This window comes from Neobacillus sp. PS2-9, assembly GCF_030915525.1.
Classification (GTDB): domain Bacteria; phylum Bacillota; class Bacilli; order Bacillales; family Cytobacillaceae; genus Neobacillus.
Window position 1 is genome coordinate 544,721 of record NZ_CP133269.1, and the last position, 13,706, is coordinate 558,426.

At 41.5% G+C, this 13,706-nt stretch carries 13 protein-coding genes; 11 read left to right on the forward strand and 2 right to left on the reverse strand.

The features are described from left to right. Positions 1 to 32: 32 nt before the first annotated feature. Positions 33 to 740, forward strand: a complete 708-nt coding sequence (locus tag RCG25_RS02785; RefSeq protein WP_308082157.1) for a DNA alkylation repair protein — start codon at positions 33 to 35, stop codon at positions 738 to 740. Positions 741 to 1,118: 378 nt separating this feature from the next. Here the strand turns inward: RCG25_RS02785 and RCG25_RS02790 are convergent, their stop codons facing one another. Continuing rightward, positions 1,119 to 2,186 carry a YeiH family protein gene (locus RCG25_RS02790; protein ID WP_308082158.1) on the reverse strand — a complete coding sequence of 356 codons (1,068 nt, stop codon included), beginning with the start codon at positions 2,184 to 2,186 and terminating at the stop codon, positions 1,119 to 1,121. A gap of 117 nt (positions 2,187 to 2,303) precedes the next feature. On the opposite strand from RCG25_RS02790, the gene RCG25_RS02795 reads away from it, so the two are divergent. The 5 genes from RCG25_RS02795 to RCG25_RS02815 all read left to right on the forward strand — a co-directional run bounded on the left by RCG25_RS02795 (position 2,304) and on the right by RCG25_RS02815 (position 7,731). Beyond that, positions 2,304 to 3,188, forward strand: coding sequence for a LysR family transcriptional regulator (locus RCG25_RS02795; protein WP_308082159.1), 885 nt, complete (start codon positions 2,304 to 2,306; stop codon positions 3,186 to 3,188). An 803-nt stretch (positions 3,189 to 3,991) separates the two neighbouring features. Then, positions 3,992 to 4,942, forward strand: a complete 951-nt coding sequence (locus RCG25_RS02800) for a hydroxyacid dehydrogenase (RefSeq protein ID WP_308082160.1) — start codon at positions 3,992 to 3,994, stop codon at positions 4,940 to 4,942. 149 nt (positions 4,943 to 5,091) lie between these two features. After that, positions 5,092 to 5,436, forward strand: a complete 345-nt coding sequence (locus RCG25_RS02805; protein ID WP_308082161.1) for a UxaA family hydrolase — start codon at positions 5,092 to 5,094, stop codon at positions 5,434 to 5,436. Between the two features lie 3 nt (positions 5,437 to 5,439). After that, on the forward strand, positions 5,440 to 6,597 hold the full coding sequence (locus RCG25_RS02810; RefSeq protein WP_308082162.1) for a UxaA family hydrolase: 1,158 nt from the start codon (positions 5,440 to 5,442) through the stop codon (positions 6,595 to 6,597). Positions 6,598 to 6,663: 66 nt separating this feature from the next. Next, positions 6,664 to 7,731 carry an Ldh family oxidoreductase gene (locus RCG25_RS02815; protein WP_308082163.1) on the forward strand — a complete coding sequence of 356 codons (1,068 nt, stop codon included), beginning with the start codon at positions 6,664 to 6,666 and terminating at the stop codon, positions 7,729 to 7,731. Positions 7,732 to 7,888: 157 nt separating this feature from the next. On the opposite strand, the gene RCG25_RS02820 is transcribed toward RCG25_RS02815, so the two are convergent. After that, a complete protein-coding gene (locus RCG25_RS02820) occupies positions 7,889 to 8,251 on the reverse strand; it encodes a hypothetical protein (protein WP_308082164.1) in 363 nt (120 codons plus the stop codon). Positions 8,252 to 8,440: 189 nt separating this feature from the next. On the opposite strand from RCG25_RS02820, the gene RCG25_RS02825 reads away from it, so the two are divergent. The 5 genes from RCG25_RS02825 to RCG25_RS02845 all read left to right on the forward strand — a co-directional run bounded on the left by RCG25_RS02825 (position 8,441) and on the right by RCG25_RS02845 (position 13,679). Then, positions 8,441 to 9,004 (forward strand): PadR family transcriptional regulator, encoded by a 564-nt coding sequence (locus RCG25_RS02825; protein ID WP_308082165.1) that lies wholly within the window; start codon positions 8,441 to 8,443, stop codon positions 9,002 to 9,004. 224 nt (positions 9,005 to 9,228) lie between these two features. Continuing rightward, a complete protein-coding gene (locus RCG25_RS02830) occupies positions 9,229 to 9,735 on the forward strand; it encodes an RNA polymerase sigma factor (protein ID WP_308082166.1) in 507 nt (168 codons plus the stop codon). Then, positions 9,732 to 11,054 carry a hypothetical protein gene (locus RCG25_RS02835; RefSeq protein WP_308082167.1) on the forward strand — a complete coding sequence of 441 codons (1,323 nt, stop codon included), beginning with the start codon at positions 9,732 to 9,734 and terminating at the stop codon, positions 11,052 to 11,054. Before RCG25_RS02830 ends, RCG25_RS02835 begins: the two co-directional genes overlap by 4 nt. Before the next feature lie 22 nt (positions 11,055 to 11,076). Continuing rightward, positions 11,077 to 11,625, forward strand: coding sequence for a hypothetical protein (locus tag RCG25_RS02840; RefSeq protein WP_308082168.1), 549 nt, complete (start codon positions 11,077 to 11,079; stop codon positions 11,623 to 11,625). Between the two features lie 209 nt (positions 11,626 to 11,834). After that, on the forward strand, positions 11,835 to 13,679 hold the full coding sequence (locus tag RCG25_RS02845; protein WP_308082169.1) for an acyltransferase family protein: 1,845 nt from the start codon (positions 11,835 to 11,837) through the stop codon (positions 13,677 to 13,679). Positions 13,680 to 13,706: the final 27 nt, after the last annotated feature.

Consider the following 13,706-nt stretch of genomic DNA (forward strand, 5'->3'; position numbering starts at 1 on the left):
GAGATGAATATTAAGGAAGGAAGTGCAAAGCGATGAATTTCGAAATGGTTATGCAGGAACTGGAATCGCTCGGCAAGGAGCGAAGTAAGAAGATGTACATAAGCAATGGGGCACACGAGCCAGTTTTTGGCGTGGCTACAGGCGCAATGAAGCCGATGGCAAAGAAAATCAAGAAGAATCAGCCGTTGGCCGAGCAGCTTTATGCCACAGGGAACTACGATGCCATGTATTTTGCTGGCATCATTGCGGACCCCAAGGCAATGACTGAGGCGGATTTTGATCGTTGGATCGATGGTGCGTATTTTTATATGCTTTCTGATTATGTGGTTGCCGTCACTTTAGCAGAAAGCGATTTGGCACAAGCTGTTGCCGATAAATGGATCGCAAGCGGGGAAGAGCTTCGAATGTCGGCTGGCTGGAGCTGTTACTGCTGGCTTTTGGGTAATCGCAAGGACGAGGAGTTTAGTTCGAGTAAGCTTGCGAATATGCTTGAACAGGTGGAAAACACAATTCATGAGTCTCCCGAACGAACGAAATCCTCTATGAATAATTTTATATACACAGTCGGGGTTTCTTATGTGCCGCTCCATGAGAAGGCGGTTGAAACCGCAAAGGCAGTAGGCCTAGTGGAAATTAAGCGGGATAACAAAAAAAGCAGTATTCTGAATGCTTCCGAAATTATTCAAAAGGGAATCGATCAAGGGAGACTTGGTTTCAAACGCAAATATGTAAGGTGTTAGTAGAAGAAGAAGTTTGGGGACAGTCCCCCGCTGCTTTACAGCGACGGGGGACTGTCCCCAATTTTGTTGCTGTGAAAACCTTCGAGTAGAGGTTTGACGAGTAAAAAGGGGAATGTGACGAGTAAATTGGATAAAGTGACGAGTAATTAGTTAAAAAGACGAGTAAAATTCGATTTTGACGAGTAAATGGAGCAAACTGACGAGTAAGAAGAGATTCCTCCTTTTTCTATGTATGTCTATTAGGTTTTGTAACCCAAATAACTCTCACTGTTCTCCATTAGATGTATTTCAATAAGGGTTTTCAGCAAAAATGATACCCAAAAAAGAAAATGGTGCTCAAGCATCGATGAATCGACCCACTGAGCACCATTTTTATACTTATAAAATAAAGAAGGTAATAACCGACAGAAAGATAGATGTGATCAGCATGGCTATTAGTGGTCTTAGGGCTTTTGTTCGGAGGTCACGAAGGCTTACGTTTAGGCCCAGTCCGACCATGGCTGATGTAAGGATAAAGGTGGTTGCTGTTGAGATGCCGTCTAGAACGGCTGCTGGTACAGGGACCCACGTGCCTACAGCATAACTGCCGAACAAGCTCATGAGTATGAACCCCACCAAAAACCAAGGAAAATCAACTTTTGTTTCTCCTGCGGCATCTGCACTTTTTCGTTTCATCCAATACATCAAAATAAAACATAATGGAACAAGCAGTAGAACACGTCCAAGCTTGGCCAAGAGTGCCATGGCCAATCCATCGGGACCCGCAGGCGCACCGGCTAAAGCCACATGGGCAATTTCATGCAGGCTGCTGCCGCTCCAGATCCCGTAATCCACCGCGGATAAGGGAAGAAGCGGGCGGATAATCGTATAGACGATGGAAAAAATGGTGCCCACTAGAGCGATGATTCCGACCCCAATCGCCGTATCCTCTTCTTTTGCTTTGATGATGGGTGCTACCGCTGCAATGGCTGCTGCCCCACATACTCCGGTTCCGACTCCCAGAAGTAGCGATAGAGATGAATCCGCTTTCAGTCTTTTACCAAGCCAAACCGTTGCTAGAATCGCAAAGACGATGACTCCAGCATCCCGGACCACCAACCCCAAACCTTGGTTCAGAATTACATCGACATTTAATTTTAATCCATATAAGATAATCGCAAACCGTAAGAAATATCTCGCTGAAAATTGGATTCCTGCCTTTATTTTTTCAGGATATCCAAAAAATTGCCTGTAAATGATGGCTAGTATAATCGCACAGGCCATCGGTCCGACTCGGTTAAAGCCCGGTATGGCCGAAAGCGCAAATCCAGCAGCCGCAATGACAATGGTAAAAGCGATTCCGCCTACCCACAAACCGGCTTTGGATTTTGGCTCTGGCTTTTTTTGCTGCTGTTGCTGGCCAGCTATTTCGTGTGAAGATAAGGCTCTTGCTGATTGACTACTCATTCAATCACCCCACAACTTATTTTGTACTTTCATCCTACTCTCGTTTTGTTGATAAGGAAAATAATGATATATAATAGTTATCATAAGTAAATCTATATACATGAAGTGGGGGTTACCATGGATCACTATTTAGAGGTGTTTGTAAAGGTTGTGGAAAAGGGGAATTTTTCAAAGGCTGCAGAAGATCTTCACATGACCCAGCCGGCGGTCAGCCAATACATTAAAGTCATGGAGGAATCGGTTGGAGCCCGGCTCTTGGAACGGAGTAATAAATTTGTCCGTCTGAATAAGGCTGGCGAAATTGTCTTTCATCATGCAAAAGAGATTCTTGCCCTCTACTCCAATATGCAATATTTAATTGATGATCTCACTAACAAAGCGAGCGGACCCATCGCGATTGGTGCGAGCTATACCTTTGGCGAATACATTTTGCCGCACATTATCGCTAGGCTGCAGGCAAAGTACCCGCTTATTACACCGACGATTCAGATTCACAATACTAAAGAAATCATTGACCTCGTCCAAACTCACCAACTAGATATCGGTATTGTAGAAGGGCATATTAACGAAAAGGTACCCAATGTAGAAATCGTTTCTGAAGATAAAATGGTCATTGTAGCTTCACCACAGCTTCCATTGCTAAAAGAGGGTCGTAGGGGGAAAATAGCGGAGCTGGGGGAGGAGACATGGATTTTACGAGAAAAGGGCTCAGGAACAAGGGAGGCTGCCGAACACCTCTTTGATAGTTTGGATTTTACCCCTAAGAAAGTGATGGAGTTTGGAAGTACACAGGTCATCAAGGAATCGGTTGAGGCCGGTCTAGGGATCAGCTTACTTTCCCAATGGGCCATAAAAAAAGAACTGATGTATGGCTATTTGGATATTGTTGACGTGGAAGGATTGCCGTTTAAACGGAATTTCTCTATCTTAACTCATTCGCCTTACCAAACGAAGGCTTTGCAACAATTTATTGAGGCATTAAGGGAGTATTTGGGAGGTTGATTGGGGGACAGGATTGGGGGACAGTCCCCCGCTGCTTTACTGCGGTGAAGGTGGTTTGTATGCTCCACCACAAAAATGAAAGGTCTTTTCGTAAATTTTGTTGCTCTTTCTAACATAAAAGGCAAATTCGGACAGCTTGGTTCATTACAAGGGTAACCATGTCCGAATCAAGGATGGATTCGGCCAGAATTACTTCTCCTAAGCCAAGCCTTGTCCGAATCAAGGTTGGATTCAGACAGAGTTCCTTTTCCAAAGCCAAGCCATGTCCGAATCAAGGATGGATTCGGCCAGAATTACTTCTCCTAAGCCAAGCCTTGTCCGAATCAAGGTTGGATTCGGCCAGAGTTCCTTCTCCAAAGCTAAACCATGTCCGAATCAAGGTTGGATTCAGACAGAGTTCCTTTTCCAAAGCCAAGCCATGTCCGAATCAAGGTTGGATTCGGCCAGAGTTCCTTCTCCAAAGCCAAACCATGTCCGAATCAACGTTGGATTCAGACAGAGTTCCTTCTCCAAAGCCAAACCTTGTCCGTATTAAGGTTAGATTCGGCCAGAGCTCCTTTACCAAAGCCAAGCCTTGACCGAATCAAGATAGGACCGGACAACCTTTCTTTTTCCAAATGCCTTTCTATCCGAAAATCTGAGACTTCATAGAAAATAAATACTAATCTTGCAAAAACAGCCAAAATAAAAGAAAAGACCCCTTCTCAAACCCGGTCATCTATTGACCAAACTAGCCGCGGGTGATTTAATATAATCATAGTGGTTGGGTCACTGAGCCATAAACAAGGGAGGGTAATCAATTTATGAAAGCCTTGATAACAGAACTAATTTGGAATGAAGGAATTGAGGAACTAGTTCGCCAAGGGTTTGAGGTGCACTATGATGAGAGTCTATGGAACAATCGCGCACAGCTACTCCAGATGGTCAAAGAGTACGACGCAATAATTGTTCGGAATCAAACCAAGGTGGATCAGGAATTACTACATGCCGGAAGCCGCTTGAAGGTAGTCGGCCGCCTGGGAGTGGGAATGGATAACATTGATATCCCAGCTGCGAAAGCAAGAGGGATTCAAGTGGTGTATGGGCGTCATGCGAATGCGACCTCTGTTGCGGAATATGTGCTGTCGGCCATGTTAATTGCGAACCGGCCGCTCTATCTAGCAGATGCAGATATTCGAACCGGAAATTGGAACCGTAAACGGTTCACGGGCGGCGAAATCGCCAACAAAACACTTGGATTAATTGGACTAGGTGAAATCTCGCATCGTGTAGCGAAGCGGGCACTTGCTTTTGGCATGAAGGTCATTGGCTATGATCCATTTGTCACCGAGTACGACCACATTGTTTCCGAAACCGGAATCCAGCTTAAAAACTCCTTAGATGACGTATTAACCATGTCCGATTTCATCTCCTTACATGTTCCTTTAACACCTCAGACGCACTATTTAATCTCCGAATTCGAATTGAGAAAGATGAAACCAACAGCGTATATCATCAATACCTCTAGAGGAGGCATCATAAATGAACCGGCACTGGCGACTGCACTGAATAGCCAAACAATTGCCGGGGCCTTTTTAGATGTCCTTGAAGTAGAACCAATCTCACCATCTAATCAACTCTTATCCTGCGAAACTGCGACAATCACACCACATATTGCAGGACTCACCGACGAATCTCAAATCAGAACCTCGTTATTAGTTGCAAAGGAAGTAATAAAAGTAGTCAATGGGGAACGCTCCTTATGCACTGTCTAAACAAAATATTTAGAAAATTAAAATATTATTGTTGACTATCCAGTTATTAGGTGTTTTAATAAGGTTATAGAAATTGGTTGGGTCACTCAACCACAATCACCAACCGCAACAACCAAAACCACAACCATAACCAAAAAGGAGGCTTTCAAATGAGTATCAACAGTCAAGCAAATACTCTCACGGAACAACAGCCAGAGGCGGCTGGAAATGTAAGCACTCACAAATTTTTAATCCATCATCGTGGCGATCATGTAGGAGTGGCTACTACTCCCATTCAAAAAGGAGAAAAAGTCATCGGCGTGTATATGGATGACAATTCCGATGTAACAGTAGTGTCAAAAGGGGATATTCCTCTAGGCCACAAAATCTCCTTAGTTAATTTAGAAAAAGGAGAACCAGTTTTAAAGTATGGAGTGCAAGTTGGGGTAACAACAGAAAAGTGGGAAATTGGCGATTACGTTCATACCCACAATATTAAAACGGCGAGGTGGTAGGAGATGGGACAACAGCTTTTTGGATATCGCAGAGAAAATGGTAAGGTTGGCATTCGGAATCACGTGATTATTTTACCGGTAGATGATATTTCTAACGCAGCTTGTGAAGCTGTTGCAAGACAAGTTCAAGGTACGTTAGCTCTTCCGCATGCGTACGGCAGACTACAGTATGGTCCAGACTTGGATTTGCATTTCAGAACGATGATTGGAACAGGTTCTAACCCGAACGTTGCAGCCGTCATCGTCATCGGTATTGAACAGAACTGGACGAAGAAAATCGCTGATGGGATTGCCGAAACTGGTAAACCAGTATCCTATTTTTCTATCGAAGGAAATGGTGATTTTGAAACGATCCGCGCAGCAAGCTGGAAGGCGAAGGAATATGTTCAATGGGCCACTGAACTTCAAAGGGAACCAATTGAATTAAAGGATTTAACCATCAGCATTAAATGTGGTGAATCCGATACAACAACTGGCATGGGCTCGTGTCCAACTGTTTCTCAGGCAGTGGATCGTTTGGTTGATGCTGGTGCGACGGTATTCTTTGGGGAAACCTCTGAACTAACCGGCGGTGAGCATATTATCCGCGAGCGGATGGCTACACCGGAACTTCAAGAGAGATTCATGGCCATCTATGATGATTATGTAGGTGAAATTGGATCTAAAGGTGTAGATTTATTAGGCTCACAGCCAACTCAAGGAAATATCGCCGGCGGCTTATCAACCATTGAAGAGAAAGCCTTGGGGAATATCGCAAAAACAGGTACGAAGGAAGTTGTAGGTGTCCTAGACCCTGCTGACAAACCAGAAAATGGCCCTGGTCTTTACTTCATGGATACCTCTTCTGCAGCAGCAGAATGTATCACCTTGATGGCTGCAGGTGGAGCGGTTCTTCACCTATTCCCTACTGGCCAAGGTAATATTATTGGTAACCCAATTGAACCGGTTGTGAAGATTACGGCTAATCCGATCACGGCTGCTACGATGAGTGAACACATTGACGTGGACGTGCAAGGCTTGCTATCACGTAACATCTCGCTGGAACAAGCAGGGGATCAATTAATGGAAATGATTTGCCGTACAGTCAATGGCCGTCTTACTTGTGCAGAGGCATTAGGCCATCGTGAATTTGTCATGACAAAACTATATCGCAGTGCTTAAACCGTTTCTCCCTACACATAGCTATGCGTAGGGAGTTCACTTTTTTATAAGAAGGAGTTTTTACGAATGGGAACCTATCGTGAATTGGATCTTAAAAGTTTTTGCGAAGACCTGCTAGTAAGCGTGGGAATGAACCAAGAGAATGCCTCTGTGGCTGCAGATTCATTAGTGAAAGCGAACCTTGAAGGTGTGGACAGCCACGGAATCAGCCGTCTTCCCATCTACGTCAAACGGTTTAAAGATCATAGGATTAATTTGAATCCTGAAATTAAAATAACGGAGCAGACATCATCTGTTTTACTGGTAGATGGAGATAATGGCCTTGGCCATGTGGTTAGTTATCAGGCCATTTTAAAAGGAACAGAAATGGCGAAACAAAGCGGGATTACCGCCATTGCGATAAAAAATAGCAATCATTTTGGTACCGCCTCTTATTTTTGTCAGCTGGCCTGTGAGCAAAACCTCGCCTGTATCGGTTTCACCAACTCGCCGCCAGGCATCGCACCATGGGGAGGGAAAAATGCCTTTTTTGGAACAAACCCGATTGCTTTTGGGTTTCCAACGGGCAACGATCAGCCCGTGATCATTGACTTATCGACTAGCATTGTCGCTAGGGGGAAAATTATTTTAGCAGCCAAACAGGGACAGCCTATTCCAGATGGGTGGGCGATGGATGAAGACGGTCTTCCTACCAATGATGCGAAAGCGGCATTAAGGGGTTCTGTCCTGCCATTAGGCGGAGCGAAGGGATCCGCTTTAGCTTTAGCCGTAGAAATCTTAACGGGGATTCTGACTGGGGCTGCTTTTGGGCCTTATGTGAAAAATATTTATAATGAAGCGGAAACGGAACACGCCAATGTGGGGCATTTCTTCCTATTGCTGGATATCGAAAAGTTTATGCACCTATCAACCTTTTTTGAGTCGCTCGAACATCTGTTAACAGAGATGAAGGAAGTTCCGAAAGCACCGGGCACGAATGAAATCAGGTACCCAGGGGAAAGAAGAAAGAGGGATAGGGAGCTGCGCCAATTAGCAGGAATTGAATTGTCGTCCAGTGTAGAAGAGGAACTCATTAAGCTTGCGGAACAGTATTATGTCCCGTTTCCAGAGCCTCTATCATTGGAAAAAATATAAAATAAAAAGGATAGATGAACCGGTAGAATCCGATTAACATCTATCCTTTGTTTACAAAAAGTGACCTCGTTTACTACAACAACCACGATTTTTGTTAGTGTACTAACGCTTCCCGTTATAATGTTTAAAAGAACCCCATTAACTTCTTTACTGCTGCTCATTCACCGAGTAGCTGCTCTTCTTGTTCATCCCACATCGCAAACAAAGATTGTATCTCGGATCCTGTGTAAGCGCCAACCACCCTCACATTCCTATGGACCAACTGCACTCCAACCATAACCGAGACAAATTCATCTTCTGCTCGCAGGCGGGCAACGGTTTCCTTGTCTCCGGTGATAAGGACGAAGCCATTGAGATCACTGCCATGAGGCTCAAGAACAACTACCTCGAAACGATCGATTTTTCCTTCCTGTTGCAATCGAATACAGTATTCCATTGCATTATTGAGCGTGGCCTTTGCCGCCTTTTCACGCCCCGGTATGATTTCACCCCAACCAACGAGTAACGAACCTTTTGCCATATCATTCTCTCCCTTTTATTTTATATGTTAAAATTAACCTATTACAAAATTAACATATTAGTTTTTATAAATCAACTAAAATATATGTTAAGTTTAACCTATAATTATCTCGGTTTACTTGATAAAAATTACATGCGAATATATATTAAAATGAACCTATAAAAACAACTATGATAAAGGAGTGGTTAGATGAGTTCCTTTCGTTATGCCATGCTTACATTATTGGCGCGGGAGCCGCTAAGCGGATACGATATTAAGCAACAGATGAATAGTCGAATGGGGCCGTTCTGGAAAGCAGGAAGTAATCAAATATATCCTGAATTGGCAAAAATGGATGAAGAAGGACTAGTAGTACTCCATGAAGTAGAGCAAAATGATTACCGTCCTGCTCGAAAAGTATATAGAATTACAGAAAGTGGGCAGCAAGAACTAATTCGTTGGACAACCGAGCCTACTGAACCAGAAATAATTCGGGATGAATTCCTTTTGAAGGCTTATAATTCTTGGCTTGTTGAATCTGAACAAATGATACCCAGTTTGGAAGAGAAAAAGAAGGAACATGAGGAGAAGTTGACAATATATCTTGACAAGGTAAATGAACTTAAAGAAATGCTAAATCCATCAAATTCTAGGGATCCTATTCTGTCCAGCATGTCCGTCGTGGAATTCGGAATTGAATATGAAAAACTCTATATAAAGTGGTGTACAAATTTAATTGAAAGACTAAAGAATTCATTCAACGAATCATCATAAGAGGATCTATAAGTAAAGAGTAATAAAGACCGCTACAGCCATCCGCGTTTTAAACGCAAGCCCGCGTCCTATTTATTGGTCAACCAGATTTTTCTGGTTGACCATTTTTGTGTTTTATCTTCAAGGAGCTAGATACATAGAATATATTTTTCCGCATGTAACTTCTTATGGTTTATAACGTTTTGATTAGTATAGACGTCTTGAAGGAAAAAGGAGCTTAATAAATGGATTGGGAGAAGATATGGATTGATTATTGGAAAGAAGTATATGTATTTGTATTTTTACGGGTTCGTCATAAGCAGGAAGCAGAAGATATCACGCAGGAAACCTTTATCAAAGCTATCCGGGCAGAGGATAGGTATTTAGAAGATAATGTGAATATATTAGCCCTTTTAAAAACCATTGCTAGAAACCTGATCATTGACATATGGAGAAAAAAGCAAAAAACGCAAGAACCCTTAAGTCTTGAACCCGAACTGTTCTTAACCGATATAGGAAGTGATTTAGAAAAAATCATCGAACAAAAGGAACAAGTGGAACATGCCCTTTACTTATTAAATGAGGATCAGAGAAAAGTAATTGTATTACGGCTTTTGCAGGGACTGTCGATCAAAGAAACAGCGGAACTGCTGGGGAAGACGGAAGCCTTCGTAAAAGTCATACAATTTCGCGCGATAAAGAAGGTTCAGGACCTAATGAAAAAGGAATTTTTGGAGGAGGCTTTGCGATGAGTTTATCAAACGAGCAAGATAGACTTTCCCAATATATTGATAGATTGAATCAAACCGGAAGAATAAACATAGACAAAGCGGATGATCAAGCATGGACTGAAATGCTCGATACCGTTCATCTGATTAAACTTTCCAACATAATAGACATGCCGACACCTGATTTTGAAGAAAAAGGAATCCAGGTAATTAAAAAAGAGGTTGAGAAAACACGGAAAAAAGTGGTTGAGATAAAGACCCTCAAAAAACGCACATGGAAAAAACATTTTTTGCCGGTAGTTGCTGCATCTTTAGTTGCTTTATCCGTTTGTCTTCCGACTTTTTTTCCTAATCAAAAAGCAAAGGCAGAACAGATTCGTGTGGTAAAAGAGCAACAGTTAGTTTCATTGGGTGTTTCAAAGGTTAATTTCCCAACTATGCTGTCAGATGGAAAATCGGTTGGCTTTGAAAAAGATGAAAAAATTTTTATTTGGAACCAAAGCAATCAATCGTTTAAACAATTTCCTTTGAATAGTTTTCAATATATGAGAAATCCAGCATGGTCGCCGGACGAGAAGACCATAGCATTTTCCGGTTATCAAACCAAGAATGCTGGGATTTGGCTAATGGAACAAGATGGATCGCACGTACGTCAACTAGCAGCACCGGGTTCCCCTGATGATTTTTATGACCATCCAACCTGGTCACCGGATGGGAAGAAGCTAGCCTTTGCTAAACAAAGCTATCAATTGAATGATTCAGATGGGGTAACTCAAACAAGCGAGGAAATATGGCTAATGGATATCGGGGCTGGCAAGTTAAGAAAAATCACTGATGGTTCTGAACCTAGCTGGTCACCAGATGGCAAGAATATCGCTTACACTAAGACCCGAATAAAAGGGGAATCGATTCAAAAAGAAGTGTGGATAATCAAGACGGATGGTTCCAATCCGAAAAAATTAACCGATGGAATGGAGCCAAAGTGGTCACCAAATGGTCAATTTCTCACTTTTGCTAGGAATACAACCACTAATGAAAAAGTGGGTACGGAAAAAGCTCAAATTGTTGTTACGTATCGTGAGATCTTGGCTTTACATGTGGAAAGCAAAAGCGAATCACAATTAACAAAGTCAAAATTAAATGAACGAGAGTTAAACAACCTCATTTCCTCATCCAAATCAGCGACAAACAATTTGCCAGTGAATGTTGTCATGAGCGGTGAATATAGTGACTGGCAGCCAAGCTGGTCAAAAGACGGGAAGAGCATCGTGTTTGTTAGGGATACCAATGAGGAAAAAGGCAATCACTTTAACTTAATGAAAATTGACTTAAAATATGAATAATCCCAAAAAGGCAGGAAAAGCAATGAAGATTGGAATTATGATTAGTTCGCTGTTACTCATAATGACTGTAATCTCTGGGTGTGGAAATGGATCCTCGCCTAACAAGAAGGTCGGTCTAGAAAAAAATACTGTCAACGAAAACGAGAAGATCATGAATCATACAAATGAAAGTACAGCAAAAGAAACACAGGAAGTTCTTCTGGATCATTTGAAAATAAAAGTAAGCAGCCAATGGAGTGTCAATAAAGGGATAGATTCTGCAGCTTTTTCAATCAAAGGTAAATCGGTAGGTATCATTGAGGGGCTGGCCTACGCTGATTCATTAGAGGCGGTATTACCCAATCAATCCATTGTAACTGACAAACAGAAACTAACACAGCTACCATTTGATGCGTATCAAGTAACTACCAGCAGTGACACGGTGAGGTCGAAAACAAAAACGGAGACCCATATATACATGTTCATTGAGCCTAAAAAGGCCGTTTACGATTTGCACTTTGATGCTAATTTGGTGGATGAAACAACTATTTTACAAATTGTTCGATCTGCTGAGATTGTCCATACTGAGTGACATTCATACAGAAATTCAAGACAAGAACAAAAGCTACCAGAGAATGGTGGCTTTTTCTTTTTTGGAGAGGGAGCAAAACAATGACGCTCAAGTAGAAAAATGATATTTTTTAGAAAATATTGTAACTTTTTGTAAGAACTGCTCGTTTTTTCTAATGGGATGAATCGATCCCCTCGATGGAATGAGATTTTATTAAGGAGGAGTTTATTTTGCCTATTCCTATAAAAGAAAACAAGCGGTACATTGCTGGGATTGATGGATTAAGGGCTATAGCTGTCCTTTCCGTCATAGCCTATCATCTAAATGTAAGTTGGGCTCCAGGTGGGTTATTAGGAGTGGTGATATTCTTTGTTTTATCAGGTTATTTAATTACAGATCTTATCGTTATGGAGTGGGAGGAAAATGGTTCTATTAATCTAAAAAAATTCTGGCATAGAAGAATACGAAGGTTATTTCCTGCACTAATTGTGATGGTGATTGTAGTCATGGCGTGGATTACTCTATTCAATTGTGCCATCATCCCAAATATAAGAGGTGATTTACTAGCTTCTCTTTTTTATATAAGCAATTGGTGGTTTATTTTTCATAAAATCTCTTATTTTTCTAGTTTCGGAACGCCATCTCCCTTTACACATTTATGGTCTTTAGCAGTGGAAGAACAATTTTATATCCTTTGGCCATTGCTATTAATTTTGGGCTTAAAGGTTTTTAGACGAAGAACATCGATATTGTGGGTCACACTGATCATCGCAATAATCTCTATATCTCTTATGGGATTGAATTATAAAGTAGGGACAGACCCAAGTAGAATTTATTATGGAACAGATACAAGGCTTTTCTCGCTTCTATTTGGAGCATTTCTTGCATTGATTTGGCCTAGTCGAAAGCTCTCCAAACGTGCGCCAAGATTTGCCATCATTACTTTAGATGTAGCAGGTAGTTTAAGTTTTGTCATATTAATAGTAATGATTTGGAAAACCAACCAGTTTGAAGCGTTTCTATATAGAGGCGGAATGGTCCTAACGTCATTAGCGGCATTAATCTTGGTTGCTACATTGGCACACCCAGGCAGTCATCTTAGTAAACTACTTGGATTCAAGCCGCTTCGATGGATTGGTGTTCGTTCCTACTCCATGTATCTTTGGCACTATCCCATTATTGTCTTAAGCAATCCTGTAGCTAATAATGAAGAATTAAATATTCTTCGTATGACATTACAGGTTTTCGGAATTTTTTTACTATCTGCACTGTCATGGCGTTATATAGAAAATCCCATAAGACGTGGAGCTATTGGTAAATTTCTAAACAATCGTGAACCTACAAAACCATTGTTTAAACAGGTTTCTCTTCTTCAAAAGCTTCTATTGGTTTTGTCCCTTTTAACCATAGGAATTTCCTTTTGGGGAATGTCGTCGTCTGCTTCCGAAAGCAAGAATCACAGGACAAATGATATTCAGTTAATAACAACCGAACGAAAAAAATGGCAGGATAAAGACAATGAGCAAAAGAACAATAGTTCTCCTAGTAAGGAAGCGAATAATGGTCAAGTGGAGGAAAAAAAGTCGGGTCCTGTGTCAGGAGTAGATGAAACAAGCATTACAGCAATTGGAGATTCCGTTATGCTTATGGTGGCTCCTTATTTAAAAAAAGAGTTTCCGGAGATTGTCATAGATGCAAAAGTTGGGCGTCAAATGAGAGATGCTTCTACTGTCATACAACGCTTAAAATCAGAAGGTAAATTAGGTGATAAAGTGATCATAGAATTAGGAACAAATGGTCCAATTGATAAAAATCAGCTTGTTTCTTTAATAGACTCTCTGGGTAATAGAAAGAAAATTATTTTAGTGAACTCACGGGTACCCCGTCCTTGGGAAAGTAAGGTGAATTCAATTCTAAGAGAGGTTACGGCATCGTCCTCTAGAATTTCTTTGGTGAATTGGTATGATGCGAGTATGGGAAAAGATTCATACTTTTATTCAGATGGCGTACATCCAAATATAAAAGGCTCTCAGATTTATGCCTCACTTATAGCAAAAGCAGCAATAAAAAAATGACGTATGCTAATTCATACGTCATTTCTA